Source organism: Tardiphaga sp. P4_G1 (assembly GCF_056401215.1).
In genome coordinates this window covers 54,533-76,715 of sequence record NZ_JBFUJU010000008.1, presented here as the reverse complement: position 1 = coordinate 76,715, position 22,183 = coordinate 54,533, and the positions used below count along the sequence as shown (strand labels likewise).

The window sequence follows — 22,183 nt, the reverse complement described above, 5'->3', positions numbered from 1 at the left end:
GCATGCATCGCTCGGAAGCAGATGTGATGTGAGCAATGGGCGGCGCGACAGGCTTCGCTATGTCGGGCGATCCCAAAACAGGCCAATTGTTCTCATTGGCGGTGCCGCGACGGTCACCGGATGTGACGCTCCGCGAGCCACCAGTAAGCGAGCGCCGCAACGCTTCCGCCGCAGGCCGCTGCGCCGATCAGCCCCCATTCGGTCGGCAGTGAGGAGCCAACGGAGGCGCTGATGCCGAAGAAGCCGCCGCCGGTGATGGCGCCGCCGATCATGCACATTACCGGCGACATGATGCCGGCCCATCGCGCAAAGAGGATTCCGGGCAGGGCGATGAAAACGGTGGCCTTGAACGAACCCGCCACGCCGAAAACGAGAGTCAGCAGAGCCGTCGTGACGACCGCGCCGAGATGCGCGGCGAGTCCGCCGGTGGGCCGAAGGCTGAGCTGCAGCAGAATTCCCATGGCCAAAGGCGCGATGATGATCGCCGCGATCAGGCCGACGATCATGCGCCCGATGTCGATCAGGCATCGCGAGACGCGGGACATCGGTGGTGGGGGAATGGGAGACGTCGGAGGCATGACGCTTGGAATGTGCCGCTTCCAGACATCAAGCCATGTCAGCGCCGGCCCGTCATATTGCGCTCAATTCTTTCGATACGCGCTTCAACGCCTTCAGGCCTTCTGGATCGGACGGAGCCAGTCGCGCGTGCATCCTGAAGTCAGCCAATGCCTCTTTCAGACTGCGTTTCTTCTCCCACGCCATGCCGCGGTTGTAATAGGCTTTGGTATCTTTCGGATCGAGCCGGATCGCCTGGTTGAAGTCCGCGATGGCCCGGTCGAAATTGCCTTTGGTGCCCCAGGCGTTGCCGCGGTTGACGTAGGCAGCCCCATGTTTCGGATCGAGCTGGATCGCCTGATCGTAGTCCGCGATGGCCCGATCGAGGTCACCCCTGCCGCTCCAGGCGCTGCCGCGGTTGTAGTAGGCGTCAGCATCTTTCTGATCGAGCTGGATCGCCCGGTCGAAGTCCTCGATGGCCCGGTTGAAGTCGCCCTTGGCGCCCCAGGCGCTGCCACGGTTGGCGTAGGCGAGCCCTGATTTCGGATCGAGCTGGATCGCCTGGTTATAGTCCGCGATGGCCCGATCGAATTTTCCGCTGTGGTACCAAGCGTTGCCGCGATTGTTGTAGGCAGACGGATAGGTCGGATCGATCCGCATCGACTCGTTGTAATCCGCCATGGCGTGGGTGAGGTCGCCCTGTGCCCGGTACGCCCCGCCGCGACGCGCATAGACCCGCGCGAGGCTTCGACCCGTGTATTGGTGCGAGTCGATGGTGCGCGTGCACCCCGCGACCGCGAGGTCATCCGACAGCTTTATGCAAGAATCCGACTCGTCTGCGGCGGCCACTCCCGGCAACCCGGCGAGAAGCACCACGCCCATGCATGCGAACAACCGGTATGTTGAGAAGCGCATCTGCATCGCATGTGGTCTCCGCACGTTGTCCGGAGCAGCCGGGATACCCGACCGCCATTCCCCGGACGCTCATTTGTCCCTTGGTCGGGGTCGCAGATCAAATAGTTCATCAGCGATGATTGGATCCTCGGTTTCCGCTTCGGGTCATTGTTCGGGACCGGAAAGAGCAGCAGATCGAACGGCTTCGGTCCAGCAGCGACGAGTTCGGGCGCCTCGCTTGAGCTCGCGCTGATCGGCGTCCAGGCAATCATTTTTGAATGAAAACTGCACGTCCGCGCGTCGATTGCACAAGAAGCCAAGGAAAACTCAACGGCAATTCAAGGTGCCTACAAGGCTTTCCGGCCCGTCCGCGCGCATTCTGGCAGTGCTTTCAGGAGCAAGGCCACAGATGGCCCGAACGATCGGAGAAAAGTCATGAGGATTATCGTCATGGGCAGTACAGGTCTCATCGGACGCACACGAATGCCTGATGCGGGTGCACGTCCATGACCAAACCTCACGATCGTTTGAACGATCCGGCAGCCGCATCAGAGGCGCCCCAGGAAGCTCCGTCCCATGCCGAGCGGCCTTCTGCCGGTGCGGAGATGTCCCGCGTGCTCGGGACCACACCATTTCATATGGCTTTGGATTCCTCCGGTGCCGGAATCACCCACTGGAAACACGAGCCATTGCACGACGTCGTCGAGCCCATGACCCATCACGTCATCATGGCTTACAACGGTTCGATGCAGCGCATGGAGCGGCGGTCAGGAAGATCGGTTGCGATCGGAACGTTTCGTCCCGGTGTTGTGATCATCATTCCAGAAGGATCAAGCTCCCGATGGGATATTCCAAAGCCTGTTGATGTCGTTCAGCTCTATCTTCCGCACAAAATACTCGAGCGCGTTGCCCACGAAGCCGACATCGCCGCTCCTGGCGACCTTCTGGAGCGAACGGCGCATCCCGATCCCATCACATCGCGGTTGCTTATAAGTGCGGCGGACGTCCTGGAGGGCAATGCGGCCCTGGATGCCCTGTTCAGGCAGCAAGTGACGGATCTACTGGCCACGCGCCTGCTGGCTGCGCACACCGGCGCGCCAACCACGTTCCAGCAGACCATGGGCGGCCTGGCGCCGAAGACGCTGCTACGTGCCATCGAACGTTTGCGCTCGGACAGCGATACGGACGTCTCTCTTTCCGCCCTGGCCTCGGATGCCGGCCTGTCGCGCTTTCACTTCTGCCGTGCCTTCAAGGAAAGCACCGGGCTTTCGCCACATGCCTGGTTGCGCCAACACCGGCTCGAGCAGGCCATGAACATGCTGCGCGACACCGACGCATCGGTCGTGTCGGTGGCAGCGGCGCTTGGTTATGCCTCGCAGACAGCCTTCGCAGCGGCGTTCAGAAAGCTGACCGGCGAAAGTCCAAGCGATTGGCGCCGACGGACGCGTTAGCCGCAATCTCTCGACAGGTACGTCAATCGCTCTGGGGCAGTTGCAGATCCGATCAGCTAGATCATCACCGTGCCCACGCCGATAACGGACGGAGACAAACAATGGCCTGGAAGACCTTCGTCGACCCACTTGCAATGATACCGCGACGGAGAGTCGTCACGAGCTCTCTGATATATGGACTTTCACTGACCATTCGACTGACGACATCGACGGGCGAAGAGGCCGAGAAGCCAGCGCAGCCCGCCCAAGACAGCACCCCTTCGTTGTCCATCATCGTGAGCGATGACATCCAGGCGTTGAACGACCGGCCGCTGACGTTCGCACAGCCGATCATCTTTCACCGTGACCGGCCGCTGGTTCCGCGAATCTGCCGCGCCGAATGTGAACGTCCCATGCAACTGGCGTCGATGCTGGACTGTACCCCTCCATAGGGGCTCACCTCGTCGTTTCCCGTCTTCGCGTCATCGTTGATCGCAACAAATTTGCCGCAGGTGAGAAGCGGCGGCGGTGACGCGCGTACTGCCGAGCAACTTAAACCCAAGGAGAACATCACATGCGAATAGTCATCATAGGCGCCGGCTTCGCCGGCATGTACGCCGCATTGTCCGCAGCCCGCCTGCGCGACATCAAGGGTGTTTCGCCCGAAGAGCTCGAGATCGCGCTGGTCGCACCCGAGCCGACACTGGTCATTCGCCCGCGGCTCTATGAGCCGAAGCCCGAAACCTTGACGGCGCCTTTGCTGGATGTCCTCAAGGCCGTCGACGTCGTCTATATCAAAGGCAGCGCCGAGACGATCGACACCGCATCCCGCATCGTGCAGGTCGCGACCGCCAACAATAAGCGACAGTCGCTGTCTTACGATCGGCTGGTCGTGGCGACTGGAAGCCGGTTGTTCCGTCCGAATATTCCCGGCCTCGCGGAGCATGGTTTCAGCGTCGACAATCTCGACGATGCGATCGCGCTCGACAAGCATCTGCACGGCCTAGCCGATCGGCCGGCATCGAACGGACGCGACACCATCGTCGTAGCTGGCGGCGGCTTCACGGGAATCGAAGCAGCGACCGAAATCCCGACGCGGCTTCGCGCGATCCTCGGCAAGGACGCCCGGCCGCGCGTCATCATTGTCGAACGAAACAGTGCGATCGCTCCCGACATGGGCGAGGGTCCGCGTCCCATCATCGAGGAGGCGCTGCGCAAGCTCGGTGTGGAGACCCGGCTCGGTGCCGGGGTTGCCTCGCTGGATGCATCCGGGATCACACTGTCCGACGGCGAACGTATCGAAACCGAGACCGTGATCTGGGCGGCAGGCATTCGCGCTGCGCCGCTGACCATGCAGATCCCCGCCGAGCGCGACAATTTCGGCCGGCTGCTGGTCGACCGCGATTTGCGCGTACCCTCGGTACCTGGCGTCTTTGCCACCGGTGACGCCGCCAGAGCGGCCAGCGACGATGTCGGTAACTACGCGCTGATGTCGTGTCAGCATGCGACGCGGATGGGCGCCTTTGCCGGCAACAATGCCGCCGCCGAATTATTGCGCATGGCGACCAGGCCATATCACCAGAAGGGCTACGTCACCTGTCTCGACCTCGGCGAAGCCGGCGCACTGTTCACGCGCGGCTGGGACCGCAAGGTCGAGATGGTTGGCGACGTCGCCAAGAAGACCAAGCAGGAAATCAACACCGTCTGGATTTATCCGCCGAAGCCCGAGCGTGCTGCCGCTCTCGCCTCGGCCGATCCGGAGCATGTGACCGAAGTCTAGCCACCCCACACAAGAAAGGACCGCGCTCCATGCAGGAGCGCGGCCAGCTCTCACCATCGATCAACCAGGAGGACCCACAGATGACACAGACGATTCAAAAAACTCGGAAAGACACTCCGCAAAATGCCCAGAAGGAGAAACACATGAACCTTGATACGACATCAGCCCCCGTCAAGTCGGGGCGTAACGAACTGGTCCCCTCGCGCTATGCAGTGAAGATCGGCGACATCGACGTGCTGGTGGTCAGCGATGGCGTGTTGCCACTCCCAACCTCCATGTTGGGACATAACGCAGACCCCGCCGTCCGGGCCGCCTGGATGCGCGACATGTTCCTGCCGCCGGACGCTTTCGACTGGCCGCTGAACGTGGTCGTCGTGCAGAGTGGCGAGCAGACCATTCTTGTCGACGCCGGGCTGGGATTGGACCCGGACCTGCATTTGCCGCGGGCCGGACAACTGATCCAGCGATTGGCAGCTGCCGAGATCGATCTTGCATGCGTCACCGATATCGTGCTGACGCACTTGCATATGGACCATATCGGCGGACTGCTCGTCGAAGGGGTGAAGGATCAACTACGTTCGGATCTGCGAATCCACGTGGCTGCCGCCGAGGTCGAATTCTGGAAAGCGCCCGATTTCTCTCACACCCAAATGCCGCCGGGATTCCCGGATGCGCTGCGGGCGACCGCCAAGCGGTTCATGGCCGAATATGGAAAGCATTTTCGGACATTCACGGACGAGCACGAACTGGCACCGGGAGTCATCGTGCGTCGGACCGGCGGCCACACGCCCGGACATAGTGTCGTCCGCCTGGCATCCGGCGGTGACGCGCTGACCTTCGCCGGCGACGCCGTGTTCACGGTCGGGTTTGACCAACCCGATTGGCACAACGGTTTCGAGCACGACCCCGAAGAAGCCGCGCGCGTGCGGACCCGCCTGTTGCGAGAGCTGGCGGCAACAGGCGAATTGTTGGTCGCGACCCATCTGCCATTCCCGTCCGCCGGTCACGTGGCGATCGATGGCGACGCGTTTCGCTGGGTTCCGATCTCCTGGGACTACTGATCGTTTGCCGGGTTAGGACCGGGGCGCGTTCTCTTCGCTTGTGAGTGCGCGCCCTGGTTTTAGCAGCGTCGATTCAGAAGGACTGCAGAGTCGTGGAGCCAAGCCGCGTCATCTTGGCAAGAAGGAGATTGAAAATGCAGAGTGAAAAGGTCGTGATTGTAACGGGCGGCAGCTCCGGCATAGGGAAGGCGGCGGCGCTGCGCTTCGCAAGGGAAGGCAACAAGGTGTTCATGACCGGCCGCCGTCCCGGCCCTATCGAAGAAACGATTGCCGAGCATGCGAATATAGCCGGCATGGTGGCGGATGCAGCCTCCGCCGAAGATGCCAAGCGCACAATCGCCAAGACGGTCGATCTTTGGGGCAGGGTCGATGCCCTGGTCAACAACGCGGGCGCAGGTGCAATCCTTCCGCTGGCAGACGCGACAGCCGATCGGATCAGGGACATTTTCTCCGTCAATGTGCTCGGCCCGAGTCTCCTCGCCTCCGCTGCTCTTCCTCACCTGAGTGCAACACGGGGCACGATCGTTAATGTCTCGAGCACTTTCGGTCACAAGCCGGTGGCTGGACTGTCTCATTACGCCGCCAGCAAAGCGGCCTTGGAGCATTTGACCCGCTGCTGGGCGCTGGAGCTTGCACCACTCGGCATACGCGTGAACGCCGTGGCGGCAGGACCTACGGAATCAGGCGCGCTGACTGGCATGATGGGGCTCTCCCCGGAACAGGCTGCGGCAATCAAGGAACAGGAGCGTGCGCGCATACCGCTCGGGCGGCGCGGCGTTCCTGACGACCTGGCGGAATGGATCGTGAGGCTTTCAAGTCCCGCTTCGGAATGGATGACGGGCCAGGTTGTTGCCATCGATGGCGGCCTGGGACTGGCTTAGTCGCAGTTGGCGTTGCGGATAAAGGTGAGCTAGTCGCAAAAGCACGACGCTGCTAGCTAGTGTTTTCGATTGATGCATCGATCAGAAAAAAGGCGGTCCGCAATTGGGCAGACCGCCTCCTTTATTCATGGCTTGAACGTGAAGTCCGGTCCGAGCGCAACGTCAGCCGGAATGGGTGGTAGATCGGCGAATAGTTCGGGATGCTTTTTCATGACGTTCAGCATCGGCTTGGCGTCGATGTTCTTGTTGACGTCGAATGTCGCCTTCAGCACGCCCAGCCGCTGAAGCCGGTCTTGCGCGCTCCAGAGTGCCTTGTAGCTATTTGCCGAAAGACGTCGATCAAGTTGCTGGACATTGAATTCCATTGCGGCTTCGGCGATCTCCGGCTTCAGGCCGGGAATCCAGCGGGTGCCGATTTGCGCGGCGGCCTTGGGATTTTTGCGCATCCACTGGTCGGCCTGTGAGGTCGCGGCCAGGAATTTCTCCGTCGATTCCGGATTCTTCTCGACCCAGGACCGAAGCGAGACGACATAGCCGAGATAGGCGATGACATCGCCGCCGCGGATCACTTCAAAGGCACCGGGGACGTCCTTCTGCGCGATGATCGGCCACGGATCCCATCCGGAAAACGCATCGATGCCCTTGGCGAGCAGCGCGACGGTCATATCCGGCGGCGGCGTGTTGACCAGCTGGACGTCGTCGGGCTTGAGCCCGGCCTTCTCCAGCAGTGCCAGGATATAGAGATGGTTGATGGTGCCGAAGGAGGTCGCGATCTTCTTGCCCTTGAGGCTCTTGAGGTCGCCCTTGACGATGCCCGATCCCTCACGGGCGATGATCGCCATTGTCGCGTCCGAACCGGACTTGGTGGCGCTGCCGCTGTAATTGCCGAGCGCCACGAGATCCATGCCGCGTAGCACGGCGCCGATCATCGGAACGCCGACCTGCAGGATCTCCGTCTCGCCGGCCTGCAGCGCGTTCAGCGCATCAACGCCGGTCGCGTAGGGGCGCGCAATGGTGACATCGAGGCCCTGCTTCTCGAAGTAACCACGCTCCAGTGCCACCGGGATCGCCAGCATGTCGATGGCGCTGACCATGCCGACATTCAGTTTCGTTAATGTCTGCGATTGTGCCGGCACGCAAGCCAGCATCACGGCAGTTAAAGCCCATAGTATGCGTTTCAAAATCAGTCCTCCTCCTTGATCGGCCCCACGCTCGTGACCCAGTAAGGCCGGGCAACCGCGTTGAGGTCCGTTCGTTTCACACCCCTTAATCCGATGGAATGATCGTCGGCTCCGGCGATCCGCCCATACTTCTGAAACGCCAGAACGTGAAAACGCTCCGGCGTAAACGGCATATCGATCTGGATATTGACCTTGTCGGACGCGCCGGCGAGCTCCTTGGAAATCTTGCCCGGCGCCTCGATGCTCAGCCAGCCCTGAAACGCGGCCCACACGGCAACGACAGCGAGCACCACACGCCCGCGTGTCGAACGAATGACATCTCGCGCGATGCTCATGCGGCCCGCACCATTTGCAGAACCTGCGCCGACAGACGCTTGAACGTTTCATCTTCGATCAGTTGATCCCAGACGCGCGGACGCGGAAGATCGACCTTGATCTGATCGAGCACGCGGCCCTTGGACAGCACGACGACGCGGTTCGCAAGAAACACGGCCTCCGCCACATCATGTGTGATGAAAATGACGGTCGGCTTGCGCTCCTGCCAGATACGCGTCAGCTCCTCCTGCAGTGTCATGCGGGTCTGCGCATCGACGCTGGCGAACGGCTCGTCCATCAGCAGCACGGCCGGATTGTTGGCCAGCGCGCGGACGACGCCGACGCGCTGCTGCATGCCGCCGGACAATTCGTTCGGGTAGCGATCCGCGGCATGCGAGAGACCGGCGAGCGCGAGATATTCCCGCGCAGTGCGGTCGCGCTCGTCCTTTGGCACGCCCCGCATCTTCGGGCCGAAGCCGACATTCTCCAGCACCGTCTTCCACGGGAAGAGGGCGAACGACTGGAAAACCACGCCGCGATCCGGACCCGGTCCCTTGACGAGATTGCCGTCAATCAGGATCTCACCGCCCGTATAGGGGATGAAGCCCGCGATCATGTTCAGGATCGTCGTTTTGCCGCAGCCGGAGGGACCAACGACGGAGACGAATTCGCCCTGCTCGACGTCGAGCGATACGTCCTGGACGGCGGTGACCTGCGATCCCGCATAGGGATCGAAATAGGTCTTGCGAAGATTTTTGAGCGACAGTGTTTTCATGACGTAACCAATCCCCACCGCTGGCCCGTTGCGCGCTCGATCGGCGCAAGGATCCAGGCATCGACGATGTACCAAAGAATTCCGAGAACGATCATGCCGAGCAGGATCTCGACCGTTGAGCCGGCACGACGTGCATCGAACATCATGAATCCGATGCCGCTGGTGCCGACGATGATCTCCACCGCGATCAGCGCGCGCCAGCCATAGCCGAGGCCGTTGCGCAGGCCGGTAATGATATTCGGCAAGGCGCCGGGCAGCGTCACCTCCCACAACACCCGCATCGGTGATGCGCCGAGGCTCTGCGCCGCACGGGCCAGATCGCGATGTACCGACTGCACGCCGAGCACGGTGCTCAGCACGATCGGGAACAGCACGGTGTAAACGATGACAAAGGTCATGGTGGTGAGGCCGAAGCCGAACCAGATCAGCAAGATCGGAAGCCACGCAATATCGCCGATGGCCTGAAAGAACAGCAGCACCGGCCAGCAGATGCGATGCGCGAGGCGGCTGGAGCCGATCAGGATGCCGAGCGGAATACCCAGTGCGACGCCGATGGTTGCGCCGAACAACAGCCGGATCAGACTGTCCTGCAGATAGTCCGGCAAAATTCCCTTGTAGGTGAGGGAGATGAACGACCGCATCACATCCACCGGCGCCGGGAAGAAGGCGCGCGGAAACATGCCTGAATTGGCGACAATGCTCCAGATCGCCACCACGGGAATAAATGGCACGATGGTCGCGATAATCGGCCACCGATGCGTAGCGCGCACGTAACCGCTCCAGAATTTCAGTGCAATGTTCATGTGCGCCTCACCAGTCCCCATCGCTCGATCGTCGCGCGTTCCAGCGGAACGAGCAGCAACCGGTCGATGAATAGCCACAACACGCCGATGACGATCATGCCGAGCACGATCACTTCGGTGCGATAGAAGTCACGGGCGACGAACAGCATGTAGCCAAGCCCGACATTGGTCGCGATCATCTCCGCCGCGATCAGGCCGCGCCACGCGAAGCCGAGCCCGGTGCGCACGCCCGTCACGATATTGGGTAGCGCACCCGGCAGCAGCACTTCGGTGAGCAAGGCCCATCGTCCGGCACCGAGCGAGGCGGCGGCATTGCGGATCGTCATCGGAATGGTGGAGACACCGAGCAGCGTGTTGTAGGCGACCACAAAGAAGACGGCGTTGAAGATCACGAAGATGATGGCGCCGAAGCCGTAGCCGAACCACAACGTTGCGATCGGTATCCAGGCGATGCCGGCAAGCACCGAGAAGAAGCGAAACAGCGGCGTCAGGAACGCCGAGACCGCAGGGCTCACGCCCATGGCGACGCCAAGCGGAACAGCGACGAGTACGCCGAGAAACGTGCCCAGTCCGACACGCAGCATGCTCGCGCCGATATGGCGGATGAGCGAGCCATCGCCGATCGCGGCAATCGCTGCTTCGGCCACCGAGCCGACCGACGGAAAAATCCGCGGATTGACATTGAACAGCGGGACCACGATCGCCCAGATGGCGACGAGCACCAGCAAGGGCGCCACGAACAAGGCTGCGCCCACCAGCGAGTTCATGCCGCGCCAGGCGACGCGGGACCGCACTTTTTGACCGGGCGCAACGAGCACGCGACCTCCCTTTGACCAGCGTTCTGGCCGTTTTATTTTTATCTGCGAGGCTCTCGGCTACGCAGTTTAGTACTCAAGTCTCGTCTGCGAACGGCGGCACTTCGCCGCCGTCCTAGTCACGTCACGGCATATCCGCCGTCGATGACGAGGATCGTCCCCGTCACGAAAGATGCCGTCGGCGAACACAGATAGAGCACGCCACCCAAGAGGTCCGATGGTTTGCCCCAACGGCCCAAGGGCGTGCGCCCCAGAATGACCTGGCTACGTTCCGGGCTGGCCTGCAGATCGGTCGTCAACGGCGTCGCGATCCAGCCTGGCGCGATCGCGTTGACGCGAATGCCGTCATTCGCATAGGCGATCGCCAGCGATTTCGTCAGTTGTGCAATACCGCCTTTGCTGGCGGCATAACCGGGAACGAGACCGCCGCCGAAGAACGACAGCATGGATGCCAGATTGACGATCGCGCCTTTGGAGCGTGCCAGCAGTGGCCGCGCGGCGGCGCACATCCGCATGGTGCCGTTGAGATTGATATCGACCACCGACTGGAAAACCGCGGGGTCGAGTTCTTCGCTGCGACGAATGACGCCGGCGCAATTGACGATCACATCGAGTTCGCCGAGCGAGCCGACAAGGGACTTGATCGCGCTGTCGTCGCGGACGTCGAGCTGATGCGCCTGAGCCTCGCGCAGCACCGAATCCGAACGTGCCCGCTCGATCTCCGCAGCATTCACGCCGGTCGCGATGACCTCCGCGCCGGCCTCAACGAAGCCGCGCGCGAGGCCCGCGCCGATCCCTGACGTTCCGCCCGTCACCAGCACGCGTTTTCCTGCGTACCAGATCGACGCCCATGCGGCCGACGGCATCTCCTCGATCATGTTGGCACCGTCTGCCATCAGCGCACGAACTGGTCGACGTAGTCACGGCCAAGGCCGACGGACTCGTAGTGGGCGCGGCACATATCGATCTTGGTGAAGACGTCCTCATAGCCGACGTGCTTGTTGCTCTCATCGAGATACAGCATCGAGCCCTGGATGTTGAAGAACGTGATCATCTCCGGAACGTCTTCTGGAACGATCAGCGTGTGGATCTCGCCCGGAGGCTCGAACACATAGGAGCCCTCCGTCGCCACCCACTGGTGTTCGCGGTAGAACCATTTGCCGCGCAACACGAAGCCATGCACCGGATTGGGATGCAGATGCCGCGACAGCACGCCGGCGCGTCGCACGCGCAGCAGATTGCACCACTGCCCTTGTCGTGTGTTCAGCATCAGCGGACGAAACCAGACATCCGGCGCCTGCGGCACCCAGACCCGTTCGTCCTCGGGAATGGCGACGACGGCGATTTCCGGCGATGCAAGAACGTGCGTCGATCCGATCATGTCACGATACATGGGGCTTCCTCTTTGTTTTTTTCGTCGCCGCGGTTGAGACCCGCGTTATGCCTTCAGGCGTCGCAGTCGCGCGACGCTTCGAGAGCTTGAATTGCGTGTAGCCGAGCACCTGTTCCATGGCGGTCTTGGCCTTCTTTGCATCGCCTGCGGCGATCGCGCGCGCAGCGGCCGCGTGGTTTGGCAGATTGTCTTCGAACCAGCCGGGGCTGCCGACCGCGACAAGAAACACCGCGCTCAGAATGGTATCGATGGCGCCGCGAAAACCCTGCAACACGGGGTTATGTGTCGCATCGAGAATGGCGAGGTGGAATGCCTTGTCCGCCTTAATGGCGCTTTCCTGATCGTGCGAGGTTTCCATGCCGACCAGCGCGGCCTCGATGCGCAACCTGTCCTGCTTGGTGCTTCGCGTTGCGGCGAGGGCGGCTGCTGCCGGCTCGATGATCAGGCGGACTTCCTGAATGGCCATCAGAAGATCGCGGTCCGGTTCGCCGCCGCCGACCAGCCATCCCAGCACATCGCGATCGAGCAGACTCCAGTCGCGGCGCGGCAAGACGTGCGTACCGTAACGTGGACGCACGCTGACCATTCCTTTCGCAGCAAGGGTCTTGATCGCTTCCCGGATGACGCCGCGCCCGACACCGAAGCGCGCCTCCAATTCCGGCTCGGGGGGGAGGGTTGCGCCAATCGGGATAATATCCTGCGCGATTTCGCAGCCGAGCGTGGTCAAGACCGAATTGATACGGCCTGGCTTGCTTCCCCGCTCCAACGATTTCGTAGGACTTCGTGCCACGAGTGTTCTTTCCCCGCTTGTTTCCTCTGTGGCCTATCTCACGTTTTTGGAATGAATGCAATCATCCGATGTTTAACATCGGATGATTGATTTGCGGTGCACAATGCTTTGTTTGATCGCAATTCGAGTTTGAAATTCGTGGCAAAGCGGTGGCGATAGATGGCCGGCCCATGCCAGCGCGCGGCCGGTTGTTTTTTCCGGGAACGAGATTGGCTGTTCCACCGTTTTCAGAGACACCGGGCCGGTTCTGTTCCAGCAGCACCGGTTCTCCTTGGCTCGGGTAAATCAGGAGAGAGCAAATGATGTCCGAAACTCAAGTCCACACCATCGCCCGGCAGATGCTTGATCGGCACGGCGCCGTGGCCATCGCTCATGCCGCTCAGAATGCACTGACATGCGAGCAAAAGGGGCAGGTGGAAGAAGCCAACGAGTGGCGCCACGTGAAGGATGCCATGAAAATCATGCAAGGCCCGCATCAGAGCTGAGGTTGCGATGCCGCCTTCCGAATGCACGCAGTGCCGTCCGTAGTGTCGTGGCGGCAATGGCGCCTTGATGTCCTGCGATGCGGCGAACTCCCTCCGATGTCAGAGTGAAGAATCATGAATCACGAAGACTTGGAACTGATTTGAACTAGATCAGACAATTGATGCTTGATGAATTGTCCAGCTGACCTGAGCGCCAACCTTGCGTCTGTAAGACCGCCATTCCACAGAGGCCATGCATGGATCATGTCGGGCCATACCTCCAACGTCGTCGCGACGTTGGCTATTGCGGCAGCCTCCGCGAAACGCGTCGAGTCTGCGAGCAAAGTTTCGGCTGACCCGACCTGAATGAGTGTTGGTGGAAATCCGATGAGGTCCGAGAACAGCGGAGACAGAAACGGGCTCCTGCGGTCGAGCGATGCCGGAGCAAAGGCGTCAGCCAGTTCCTCGAGGTAGCCACGGTGGATGATCGGATCGATCTGATCCTTGCTTTGCAGCGTCGTCCCGGACATTGAAAGATCGGTCCAGGGCGAAATAAGCCAAGCGCATGCCGGCGACTCTTCATTGGCTCTGCGCAAGGCGTTGATCAGGGTAATTGTAAGATTGCCGCCAGCGCTGTCACCGGCAACTACTATATTGCCGGCGTCTATGCCCTGCTGGCGCAGATATCGCCAAGCGCTCATCGCGTCGTCGTGAGCGGCAGGAAACGGGTTTTCCGGCGCGAGCCGATAGTCAATCGCCAGGGTGCTTATGCCAGCAGCCCGCCCTGCCTCTGTCACGAGGCGTCGATGACTGAGGATTGATCCCGAACAAAAACCGCCGCCATGAAAATACAGAAGCACGCGCGTCGTATCTGCCCCCGGTGAGAAGGACCATTCCCCCGCGACATTTCCGCAATCGACAGTCCGCAACGCGACATCGTCGGCCACCGGCCAGATCGACCCGACTTCATCAAGTCGCTGCCGGCGCTGATCCCACCCGACCGGGCGGGGCTTTGACAACAGTACCGCGCGAATATTCGCAATCCCACTTTCGGCCAAGGATAATTTCCCCCGAAAATTCGTGAAAATTGAGCGGCAATTTCAAAACTTCGCGGAAGCAAGTCTAGAGAGAACGCGGGTATTGCGCCAGCAGCGGACAATTCCGCATAATTCTCAATCTGACATCGCGTGGCGCTCGGCGCCCACTTGTAATTCGCCAGTCGTGCTTAACTAGAACGAGGGCTGTTCTTCACAAAGTGGAGGATGCTGCAATGCGTGAACCAAATCCTGAAAAGCTGAACGCACTCGTAGGAAAGCTGGTCAACGACCTCGGCATTTCACTCGGCGGTGCCAGTATACTGCTCGGCGATCGTCTCGGCCTCTACAAGGCAATGGCGGATGGAGATATCTTCACGCCGTCGGCGCTTGCCAAGAAGACCGGCCTGCATGAGCGTTATGTCCGCGAGTGGCTCTCCGGCCAAGCCGCCTCTGGTTACATCGATTATCACCCTGAAAAGAACGCGTTCTCGCTCTCGGCCGAACAAGCGATGGCATTCGCCGAGGAAGGGTCGCCAGCTTTCTTCGCCGGTGCATTCGATGTCGTGCAGTCCACCTATCTCGACGAACCCAAGGTCGCCGAAGCATTTCGAACAGGGAAGGGCGTTGGCTGGCATGAGCATTCGAAGTGCCTTTTCTCGGGCACCGAACGCTTCTTCAGGCCGGGCTATAACGCCAATCTGGTCTCAAACTGGATTCCGACGCTCGAAGGCGTCGAAGCCAAATTGAAAGCTGGCGCCAAGGTGGCCGATGTCGGATGCGGCCACGGCGCCTCTACCATCGTGATGGCGCAGGCGTACCCCAAATCCAGGTTCTTCGGGTTTGATTACCACAAACCTTCGATCGATCGCGCGAAGGTCCTGGCCCAGGAAGCGGGGGTCGGAGACCGAATTGAATTCGCGCAGGCCAGTGCCAAGGATTTTCCGGCAAAAGACTACGATCTGGTCGCTTTCTTCGATTGCCTGCATGACATGGGCGACCCCGTTGGTGCGGGCAAGCATGTCAAGGAAACACTGGCCAAAGACGGGTCGTGGATGATCGTCGAGCCATTTGCTCATGACAATCTCAAGGATAATCTCAACCCGATCGGGTCCATTTTCTATCACGCCTCGACATTCATTTGTACACCCGCGTCGCTCTCTCAGGAGGTGGGCTTGGGGCTCGGTGCCCAGGCAGGTGAAAGCAAATTGCGTCAGGTCGCGACTGAGGCAGGATTCAAGCGCTTCCGCCGCGCGACTGAGACACCCTTCAATATGATCTTCGAAGTACGCGCTTGATCTCTCAGATCAACCGTGCAGAGCGACCCGGATGCCGCGGGAAATGCGGCTTCTAGGGGCTGCGTCGCTCTGGATTGATGTCACCTGTCGACAGGAGCGCTGCAGATTCGAAAAGGAGCCGCTGCAAAAACCTCTCGAAAGTGTAGTTCAGAGTAAGTTGACCGCCACAAAGGTCTTGTCTCGCTCATGGCAAGCGGCCGACATCGTCCGTTACCGATTGTCGGTTTGGCACCAGAAGCGGACGTGAGCTATCTTAATGTCGCAAGGGATTGCCGCATGCGTGAGCGGCTTCAAATCGACCAATTGGATACCCGGCACCGATGTTGCGGTCGAGCAGCTCGTCGATGTGCGACACGATGCCGATTACATGTGACACTCGTAGGATAGATCGATTCCAGGATAATATACTTGGGACGGGCGTTGCACATTGTTGGCGTTAAGCCAGTTTCACGCACATGAGCTTCGCGTCATCCTTCCTTTCTGCAAGACCTATTGAGACGATTAACGAGATTATGGCTGAAGTAGACGAAGGCACTCGGCTAGATGGAGCAGTCGTCACGAGCCACGCGCGAGAGCACTCTGTAATCCGTAAGAATACCGGATAGTTAGAGTTTTGCTCTGCCCTTCATCTTCAGATTGCACGCTCGACGCGCTTAATCATGGCCTCAGGAGCATTATTGTCGAACTTGAGTTACGGCAGCAGGGCTGTCCTTCAGATGAATCCTGAGCGAACATTTACGCAATAGCTTTCCCTATCACGCGCTGCATTTTGTCCCCACATGGGGATTGCGCAAAATTCGCTCGATCGACACGCTCGGTGTCAGCGATCTCCGGTTGTCGAGGGGATAGCTAGGATCATGCATCTATGTTCAGCGCGAAGCGTAGTCGCGTTAGAAGCGCGACATCATCATGGAGTGGCAATCATGGCACTGATCAATGGTACACCAGGTGACGACATTCTGGACGGAACCCCAGTTGCGGATACGATCAATGGGCTCCCGGGTAATGACACTCTCTCAGGCCTCGGCGGTGATGACACGATCAACGGTGGAGCCGGTAACGACTCGATCGATGGTGGCGTCGACAACGACACCTTGAACGGCAACGCGGGAGACGACTCCATTCTCGGAGGAGACGGAAACGACCAGATCAGTGGCGGCGCTGGCATTGATACGATCGACGGTGGCGCTGGAGATGATACGGCTAGCGGCGACGCGGGGGACGATACGATCAATGGCGGCTCAGGGAATGATGATCTCTCCGGCAACGCCGGGGCGGATACGATCGATGGCGGCGACGGAAATGACAACGTCGACGGCGGTGCTGGAAATGACGTTCTCTCGGGGGGCGCAGGCGATGATACACTCGCAGGCGCTGCTGGCGATGACACATTGAATGGTGGTGATGGTGCTGACGTCCTGTCTGGCGGGGTGGGCGATGATACCATCAATGGTGATGCCGGCGACGATACCCTGACCGGCGGGCTCGGCAATGACACGCTGGAAGGCGGCGACGGCAATGATACCGCCAGTGGCGGCCTGGGTGATGATACGGTGAATGGCGGTCTCGGTGATGACACGCTGAATGGTGGTGCCGGTAACGACACCATGAACGGAGGCGATGGTATCGACACCCTCAATGGCGATGACGGGAACGATATCATGAACGGCGACGCCGGAAACGACACACTTAATGGTGGAGCGGGCGACGACGTCATGGATGGCGGTGCGGGTAACGACCTGCTGGCAGGTGACGCCGGTGACGACACAATCGAAGGCGGCGCTGGCGATGACGTCGCTAATGGTGGCGACGGGGCAGACGAACTGTCCGGTGGCACCGGCGTCGATACGTTAAACGGCGATGCAGGCGACGATACGCTTGCCGGCGGCAACGGAGCGGATGCGCTTGAAGGCGGCGACGGTGACGATACGCTGGCCGGCGGTGCAGGAAATGACACGCTCAACGGCGCAGCGGGCGACGATGAGCTGAGCGGCGGTAACGGCGCTGACGCGATGAACGGCGGTATCGGTGATGACGTGCTTACAGGAGGCGCCGGAACCGACGCGATCAACGCTGGCGATGGTACGGGCGCGGACTTCGGTGATGACGAAGTTACCGATCTTAGTTTCGCTGACGGTGACACCATCAGCATCGATGCGGCGCCTGGCTATGACCCGACAACGGTGGTCGTCGACGACGATGGTACCAATACCACGCTGGATTTCGGCTTCGGAACCATCACCCTCGATGGCATTACGGGCGGAGGAACCCCCTATGCCTCGATCGAGGACATAAATAACGCAGCGGGTTACACCGCTATCGAAGTTGTCTGATTATTGACGACGTAGGGCGGCACGTTGCCGCCCTACGCATTTTGCGCAATTAGGCAGTCACTATGCGTCTGGCTCACTCGGCCCGAGCAGAATCTGTTGTCAGCGCCGTTCCAGGGCGAACCACGCTCGTGTGGGTCGTCGTCTTCAGCGTGTCGGCCAACATCCTTCTGCTTGTGTTACCCTTCTACTCCATCGAGGTCTTCGACCGGGTCATCAGCAGCGGAAGCATCGAGACTCTCATCGGCCTGACCTCCCTCGGAATTGCGGCGTTGATCTTCAGCGCCTTCTTCGACGTCATTCGATTTCGATTGCTCAGCCGGTTCGCCGTCACCTTCGAACAGCGCATCGCACCGCTAATCCTGGAGGCAACCATTGCCGATCCGGCGCGACGCCGCGAAGGCTCGACGCATGATCTGGTGAAAGTTCGGGAGCTACGGAACTTCTTTTCAGGCGGCGCTGTCATTACGTTGGTCGATGCCCCGTTTCTTCCCGTCTTCATACTTATCCTCTTTCTCATCCATCCCTACTACGGTGCTATTGCGCTGACTGGCGCGGTCGTTCTGTCGATCATGGGATATGTGAGTAGCTGTATTGCCCGGGCGGAGGTCAATGAAGCGAGCGGTGCAGCCGCACGTTGTCAGATGCTAATGGATGGCATCGTACGACACGGCAACTTCATCAGGGCCATGGGCTGGACTGGAGGCGCCATCCGCGCCTTCATGCGCGCCAATGATGAGGCGTTATCTCCTGTCGTTCGCGCCAGTGAACGGGTCGCCGCGATCGCATCGGCGGCACGCATGGTGAGGTCTACCCTGCAAGTACTATCTATCGGATGTGGTGCCTGGCTTGTACTGCAAAACGAGGTACTCGCCGGCAGCCTGATCGCGAGCTCGATCATGGTCAGCCGAACCCTGCAACCGATGGAGAGCCTTATCTCTGCCTGGCGCGGGGTGACCGCGGCGCAGGAGGCATGGAAACGCGTCAGCGCCGCGGCGACATGGGTGTTGAAGCAACCTCATCGGACCCGCCTCACTGCCCCAAATGGCTTACTGGAACTCAATGGTGTCGGCTTCACCATTCCGCAGGCGAGACGTTCGATCCTGAGAGGTATTGCCTTCCGATGCAGGCCCAGCGAGATCGTCGTGGTCGTTGGTCCGACCGGCGCGGGCAAGTCCACTCTCTTGCGGATGGCGGCCGCCTTGGAGAAGCCCAGCGTCGGTGAAATCCGGCTCGACAACGCGTTGCTGGAGAGCTGGCACCCCGATCAGCTCGGAAGCTACATCGGCTATCTTCCTCAGGATGTCGAATTGCTCGCCGGTACCGTTGCTGAAGCGATCTCGGGATTTGAGGAGAGTCCGCGCGACGAAGATATCGTCATGGCGGCAACTCTGGCTGGCGCGCATCAGATGATTCTGGCACTGCCGGCCGGGTATCAAACGCAGATCGGTCGCGACGGTCATCGCCTCTCTGGTGGCCAGCGACAGCGCATCGGCTTGGCACGAGCCTTCTTCGGCAACCGTAAACTGATACTGCTCGACGAGCCCAACGCAAATCTCGATCCGGATGGGGAGGCAGCGCTGTGCACTGCGATATTGAGCGCACGATCGCAGGGCGCAACCTTCCTGATCGTGACCCACCGGCCACGCCTCCTGACGATTGCGGATCACGTATTGCTGCTCCGCGACGGCACGCAGGTCGCCTTCGGTCCCGTTTCGGAAGTTCTACCCAGCAACACAGCGGGGCTCCCTTTACGCCGGGGTCCGCGTCAGCCCGACCGCCCGCAACTGCTATCTGGCTAGGAGCAGGAATTGTGACAACTCACGTCCACGAACTTTTACTCGGTGCAACGAGCAGCCACGAAATCCTGGAGAAACCCAGGTCCGATGCCCGACGACTCATAAAATGGGGAGCCTTCCTTTTAGCGATTCAATTCGGCGGATTCGGCCTTTGGGCTACATTCGTCCCGCTGCGCAGCGCCGTCATCGCTCCCGGTATCATAAAGGTCCAATCCAAGCGGAAGGCGGTGCAACATTTCGACGGTGGGATATTGAAGACCATTTATGTCCGCGAGAACGAGCAAGTCGAGGCCGGTCAGATCGTTGCAAAACTCGATACGACCCAAGTTGAGGGAAGCCTTGGCGTATTAGAGACAAAATTGTTTGCTGATCTCTCGCTGGATGCACGGTTACTCGCTGAACAAATGCAGTCCACCGCTATTTCATTTCCTGACGAATTACGGAATTCTCCTCGCTCCGAAGCAAAGACGGCAATTCAGACCCAGGAGACGGAGTTCGCGACGCGATCAAGTGCATTGACCGGCGAGCGGAAATTGATCGATCAGCAGACCCGACAACTCATGGAAACGGCCCATGGCCTCGAAAACAGCAGGACAAGCCTGCAAGAGCAACTTCAGTTTCTTCAGGAAGAAATACGAGATACAGCATCGCTATTGGAAAAAGGGCTCGCACGAAAGCCACGCGTACTTGCGTTGAAGAGGGCGGAAGCGGACATGCAGGCCCAACTCACGCGCAATCTGACCCAGCAAGCAGAAACACGCGGGAAAATCGCAGAACTCGTCGATCGTGGAAAACAGCTGGGTCTCAACCAAAGTCAGGATATCGCAAAACAGAGTCACGCAACGCGAGAATCGATCGGCGATCTCAGACATCGGATTGGCGCATTGCGTGAACAACTGGCGCGGACTGATTTACGCGCACCGGAGTCGGGACGGGTTGTTCGCCTCAACAGCAGGGAATTGAACACTGTGTTAGCGCCTCGAGAGACACTCATGGAGATCGTGCCCATCGAGGATCGCCTCGTCATCGAGGCATCGCTGCGGCCGCAGGATCGCGAGGAAGTCATGGCGGGGCAGAACGCTCGTATCCGCATCATTGCCCTCAACATTCGCCGCCGACCCATGCTGGAAGGCCAGGTGACTGCTGTCGCGGCGGATGCGTTCACTGACACGAAGAGCGGCGTCACATCCTACATGGCAGAAATTGATTTGCAGCGATCACCGGAGGTCGAACCTCATCTCACGACTTTGAAGCCCGGCCTTCCGGTCGAAGTCTTTGTTGAAACAGGCATAAGAACATTTGCGGAGTACTTAATTCAGCCGCTGCGCCTACGCGTCCACCGTGCCTTCCGGGAGAGTTGACGCCTTGGCGGAATATTGAACACACAAATTCTTTGGGAGGCATTTATGCAGCAAGGATACCAACAGGAAAACGACCGCTCTGACACCATCGGCTCACTGGCCTTCAGACTTCGAGCTACTCCGGCGAATCCATTGCCCCGCCCCAGCCGCAATTCCAGTGCGCCACAAAACCTGTGGTTTGCGCGATCCTTAGCCCGACTGCTCGAATGCAAACGCTGCTACGCTGCGTTCTTGTCTCCAGAAGGAGATCTACTCGATCAGACTTCAGTTGGATTACCCGCGCCCAGTCCCGCATCGGATGCGTTGGCGAGATCCATCTCGGAGACTTTCAACGGAGACGGCAATTTCATATATCAGTCGTCTACGTCGCCAAACGGGTTTGCACGCCGGCTGATCGGAACGCGCCCGGTCTACGGGCACCACTCGGTCATTGGACGTGTATGTACGGTCTCTGGGGATACTGCCATCTTTATTGCGGGATGGTGGCAGGTGCAGATTCCTGATGCAGAATTCGCTACCGCTAGGCGCGCGATCGAGCTCCTATGGGATGCGGTCGCTGATCTGACAAAGACCACACTGCAGTCTCATCAAATGTGGCTGGATGACATTGAGTCACCCGCCCTGACCATTGACGAAAATCTGATCGTTCGGAGCATGAACAGCGGGTTTCGGCGACTTGTCGGCGAAGGTGTCATCACTCTCGACGGTGGTACGCTCTCGGGATCGACCCCCCTCATCACCACCCAGCTCAGGGACGCTGTTCGAGCCGCTATCATTTCGGATCCAAACCAAAAGAACGTCGGATCGACCGTGCTCATCTCGCAAGAGGAGCAGCGATTTTTGTTTGCTGTGATCGGTTCAATCCCTGGAAATACCGATCCCAATCTTGCTCTCATCTACGTTCCTCAATTCAATGAGGAGGCCGGTGCCCAGCGCATTGCTCTCGCGTTTGGCTTGAGTTGGGTGGAGGCGCGGATTGTTCGCTGTATTCTCCGCGGGCGCTGTCCACGCGCCATCGGATTGGAACTTGGTTTCACGGAAGAAACCGTACGGACTTACATCAAACGCGTCATGCTGAAAGTTGGAATCAATCGCCAATCGGAATTTTTCGTTCTGCATAGTCGAACATTCTCACCGTTCAAGTTGCGACAGCCCGGGGCACCCTACATCACCACATCTTCATCCATGTAAAATCGTGGAGTTCCCGCGGGCATCCAGACGTGA

Annotated in this window: 23 protein-coding genes; 11 read left to right on the top strand and 12 right to left on the bottom strand. The window is 59.8% G+C overall.

What is annotated here, in order from left to right; translation table 11 throughout:
- Positions 1-113: 113 nt before the first annotated feature.
- Complete coding sequence (locus AC1DUY_RS19730) at positions 114-545, bottom strand: hypothetical protein (RefSeq protein WP_478116416.1); 432 nt, start codon at positions 543-545, stop codon at positions 114-116.
- 85 nt (positions 546-630) lie between these two features.
- Positions 631-1,476, bottom strand: a complete 846-nt coding sequence (locus AC1DUY_RS19725; protein ID WP_478116414.1) for a tetratricopeptide repeat protein — start codon at positions 1,474-1,476, stop codon at positions 631-633.
- Positions 1,477-1,955: 479 nt separating this feature from the next.
- Here AC1DUY_RS19725 and AC1DUY_RS19720 point away from each other — a divergent pair, with 479 nt between their 5' ends.
- The 5 genes from AC1DUY_RS19720 to AC1DUY_RS19700 all read left to right on the top strand — a co-directional run bounded on the left by AC1DUY_RS19720 (position 1,956) and on the right by AC1DUY_RS19700 (position 6,601).
- Positions 1,956-2,900, top strand: coding sequence for a helix-turn-helix transcriptional regulator (locus AC1DUY_RS19720; RefSeq protein WP_478116412.1), 945 nt, complete (start codon positions 1,956-1,958; stop codon positions 2,898-2,900).
- A gap of 101 nt (positions 2,901-3,001) precedes the next feature.
- Positions 3,002-3,331: a hypothetical protein gene (locus AC1DUY_RS19715; RefSeq protein ID WP_139285859.1), complete on the top strand. Its 330-nt coding sequence runs from the start codon at positions 3,002-3,004 to the stop codon at positions 3,329-3,331.
- 122 nt (positions 3,332-3,453) lie between these two features.
- Positions 3,454-4,659 (top strand): NAD(P)/FAD-dependent oxidoreductase, encoded by a 1,206-nt coding sequence (locus tag AC1DUY_RS19710; RefSeq protein ID WP_478116409.1) that lies wholly within the window; start codon positions 3,454-3,456, stop codon positions 4,657-4,659.
- 143 nt (positions 4,660-4,802) lie between these two features.
- The gene (locus AC1DUY_RS19705) at positions 4,803-5,720 is read left to right on the top strand and encodes an MBL fold metallo-hydrolase (protein ID WP_120288666.1); all 918 of its coding nucleotides are present in this window, start codon (positions 4,803-4,805) and stop codon (positions 5,718-5,720) included.
- Positions 5,721-5,854: 134 nt separating this feature from the next.
- Positions 5,855-6,601, top strand: a complete 747-nt coding sequence (locus tag AC1DUY_RS19700) for an SDR family NAD(P)-dependent oxidoreductase (RefSeq protein WP_478116407.1) — start codon at positions 5,855-5,857, stop codon at positions 6,599-6,601.
- 125 nt (positions 6,602-6,726) lie between these two features.
- On the opposite strand, the gene AC1DUY_RS19695 is transcribed toward AC1DUY_RS19700, so the two are convergent.
- The 9 genes from AC1DUY_RS19695 to AC1DUY_RS19655 all read right to left on the bottom strand — a co-directional run bounded on the left by AC1DUY_RS19695 (position 6,727) and on the right by AC1DUY_RS19655 (position 12,935).
- A complete protein-coding gene (locus AC1DUY_RS19695; protein ID WP_093759258.1) occupies positions 6,727-7,782 on the bottom strand; it encodes an ABC transporter substrate-binding protein in 1,056 nt (351 codons plus the stop codon).
- A gap of 2 nt (positions 7,783-7,784) precedes the next feature.
- Positions 7,785-8,117 carry a hypothetical protein gene (locus AC1DUY_RS19690; protein ID WP_478116405.1) on the bottom strand — a complete coding sequence of 111 codons (333 nt, stop codon included), beginning with the start codon at positions 8,115-8,117 and terminating at the stop codon, positions 7,785-7,787.
- Complete coding sequence (locus AC1DUY_RS19685; protein ID WP_092138834.1) at positions 8,114-8,872, bottom strand: ABC transporter ATP-binding protein; 759 nt, start codon at positions 8,870-8,872, stop codon at positions 8,114-8,116. The genes AC1DUY_RS19690 and AC1DUY_RS19685 overlap by 4 nt, the downstream gene beginning before the upstream one ends.
- A complete protein-coding gene (locus AC1DUY_RS19680; protein WP_439086221.1) occupies positions 8,869-9,675 on the bottom strand; it encodes an ABC transporter permease in 807 nt (268 codons plus the stop codon). The genes AC1DUY_RS19685 and AC1DUY_RS19680 overlap by 4 nt, the downstream gene beginning before the upstream one ends.
- Entirely contained in the window at positions 9,672-10,493 is an 822-nt protein-coding gene (locus tag AC1DUY_RS19675; protein WP_478116402.1) for an ABC transporter permease, read from the bottom strand. The genes AC1DUY_RS19680 and AC1DUY_RS19675 overlap by 4 nt, the downstream gene beginning before the upstream one ends.
- A gap of 116 nt (positions 10,494-10,609) precedes the next feature.
- On the bottom strand, positions 10,610-11,386 hold the full coding sequence (locus AC1DUY_RS19670) for an SDR family NAD(P)-dependent oxidoreductase (protein ID WP_315840925.1): 777 nt from the start codon (positions 11,384-11,386) through the stop codon (positions 10,610-10,612).
- Complete coding sequence (locus AC1DUY_RS19665; protein ID WP_478116399.1) at positions 11,386-11,883, bottom strand: 2,4'-dihydroxyacetophenone dioxygenase family protein; 498 nt, start codon at positions 11,881-11,883, stop codon at positions 11,386-11,388. The genes AC1DUY_RS19670 and AC1DUY_RS19665 overlap by 1 nt, the downstream gene beginning before the upstream one ends.
- Positions 11,873-12,673 carry a FadR/GntR family transcriptional regulator gene (locus AC1DUY_RS19660; RefSeq protein WP_478116397.1) on the bottom strand — a complete coding sequence of 267 codons (801 nt, stop codon included), beginning with the start codon at positions 12,671-12,673 and terminating at the stop codon, positions 11,873-11,875. The genes AC1DUY_RS19665 and AC1DUY_RS19660 overlap by 11 nt, the downstream gene beginning before the upstream one ends.
- Before the next feature lie 61 nt (positions 12,674-12,734).
- Entirely contained in the window at positions 12,735-12,935 is a 201-nt protein-coding gene (locus AC1DUY_RS19655; RefSeq protein WP_478116395.1) for a hypothetical protein, read from the bottom strand.
- 37 nt (positions 12,936-12,972) lie between these two features.
- On the opposite strand from AC1DUY_RS19655, the gene AC1DUY_RS19650 reads away from it, so the two are divergent.
- Complete coding sequence (locus tag AC1DUY_RS19650) at positions 12,973-13,158, top strand: hypothetical protein (protein WP_170849737.1); 186 nt, start codon at positions 12,973-12,975, stop codon at positions 13,156-13,158.
- Positions 13,159-13,277: 119 nt separating this feature from the next.
- On the opposite strand, the gene AC1DUY_RS19645 is transcribed toward AC1DUY_RS19650, so the two are convergent.
- Positions 13,278-14,195, bottom strand: a complete 918-nt coding sequence (locus AC1DUY_RS19645) for an alpha/beta hydrolase (protein ID WP_478116393.1) — start codon at positions 14,193-14,195, stop codon at positions 13,278-13,280.
- A 212-nt stretch (positions 14,196-14,407) separates the two neighbouring features.
- On the opposite strand from AC1DUY_RS19645, the gene AC1DUY_RS19640 reads away from it, so the two are divergent.
- The 5 genes from AC1DUY_RS19640 (at position 14,408) to AC1DUY_RS19620 (ending at position 22,150) form a co-directional block, all read left to right on the top strand.
- Positions 14,408-15,469, top strand: a complete 1,062-nt coding sequence (locus tag AC1DUY_RS19640; protein ID WP_175367537.1) for a class I SAM-dependent methyltransferase — start codon at positions 14,408-14,410, stop codon at positions 15,467-15,469.
- Between the two features lie 923 nt (positions 15,470-16,392).
- Complete coding sequence (locus AC1DUY_RS19635; RefSeq protein ID WP_120288671.1) at positions 16,393-17,802, top strand: calcium-binding protein; 1,410 nt, start codon at positions 16,393-16,395, stop codon at positions 17,800-17,802.
- A gap of 128 nt (positions 17,803-17,930) precedes the next feature.
- On the top strand, positions 17,931-19,601 hold the full coding sequence (locus AC1DUY_RS19630) for a type I secretion system permease/ATPase (protein WP_199712027.1): 1,671 nt from the start codon (positions 17,931-17,933) through the stop codon (positions 19,599-19,601).
- 11 nt (positions 19,602-19,612) lie between these two features.
- Positions 19,613-20,959 carry an HlyD family type I secretion periplasmic adaptor subunit gene (locus tag AC1DUY_RS19625; RefSeq protein ID WP_439063000.1) on the top strand — a complete coding sequence of 449 codons (1,347 nt, stop codon included), beginning with the start codon at positions 19,613-19,615 and terminating at the stop codon, positions 20,957-20,959.
- Positions 20,960-21,004: 45 nt separating this feature from the next.
- Positions 21,005-22,150 carry a helix-turn-helix transcriptional regulator gene (locus AC1DUY_RS19620; RefSeq protein WP_147421612.1) on the top strand — a complete coding sequence of 382 codons (1,146 nt, stop codon included), beginning with the start codon at positions 21,005-21,007 and terminating at the stop codon, positions 22,148-22,150.
- Positions 22,151-22,183 lie beyond the last annotated feature (33 nt).

Excerpts from the sequence above, each read along its gene's own strand:
- AC1DUY_RS19730 (WP_478116416.1), bottom strand. The coding sequence starts at position 545 with ATGTCCCGCGTCTCGCGATGCCTGATCGACATCGGGCGCATGATCGTC.
- AC1DUY_RS19725 (WP_478116414.1), bottom strand. The coding sequence starts at position 1,476 with ATGCAGATGCGCTTCTCAACATACCGGTTGTTCGCATGCATGGGCGTG.
- AC1DUY_RS19720 (WP_478116412.1), top strand. The coding sequence starts at position 1,956 with ATGACCAAACCTCACGATCGTTTGAACGATCCGGCAGCCGCATCAGAG.
- AC1DUY_RS19715 (WP_139285859.1), top strand. The coding sequence starts at position 3,002 with ATGGCCTGGAAGACCTTCGTCGACCCACTTGCAATGATACCGCGACGG.
- AC1DUY_RS19710 (WP_478116409.1), top strand. The coding sequence starts at position 3,454 with ATGCGAATAGTCATCATAGGCGCCGGCTTCGCCGGCATGTACGCCGCA.
- AC1DUY_RS19705 (WP_120288666.1), top strand. The coding sequence starts at position 4,803 with ATGAACCTTGATACGACATCAGCCCCCGTCAAGTCGGGGCGTAACGAA.
- AC1DUY_RS19700 (WP_478116407.1), top strand. The coding sequence starts at position 5,855 with ATGCAGAGTGAAAAGGTCGTGATTGTAACGGGCGGCAGCTCCGGCATA.
- AC1DUY_RS19690 (WP_478116405.1), bottom strand. The coding sequence starts at position 8,117 with ATGAGCATCGCGCGAGATGTCATTCGTTCGACACGCGGGCGTGTGGTG.
- AC1DUY_RS19685 (WP_092138834.1), bottom strand. The coding sequence starts at position 8,872 with ATGAAAACACTGTCGCTCAAAAATCTTCGCAAGACCTATTTCGATCCC.
- AC1DUY_RS19680 (WP_439086221.1), bottom strand. The coding sequence starts at position 9,675 with ATGAACATTGCACTGAAATTCTGGAGCGGTTACGTGCGCGCTACGCAT.
- AC1DUY_RS19670 (WP_315840925.1), bottom strand. The coding sequence starts at position 11,386 with ATGGCAGACGGTGCCAACATGATCGAGGAGATGCCGTCGGCCGCATGG.
- AC1DUY_RS19665 (WP_478116399.1), bottom strand. The coding sequence starts at position 11,883 with ATGTATCGTGACATGATCGGATCGACGCACGTTCTTGCATCGCCGGAA.
- AC1DUY_RS19650 (WP_170849737.1), top strand. The coding sequence starts at position 12,973 with ATGATGTCCGAAACTCAAGTCCACACCATCGCCCGGCAGATGCTTGAT.
- AC1DUY_RS19640 (WP_175367537.1), top strand. The coding sequence starts at position 14,408 with ATGCGTGAACCAAATCCTGAAAAGCTGAACGCACTCGTAGGAAAGCTG.
- AC1DUY_RS19635 (WP_120288671.1), top strand. The coding sequence starts at position 16,393 with ATGGCACTGATCAATGGTACACCAGGTGACGACATTCTGGACGGAACC.
- AC1DUY_RS19620 (WP_147421612.1), top strand. The coding sequence starts at position 21,005 with ATGCAGCAAGGATACCAACAGGAAAACGACCGCTCTGACACCATCGGC.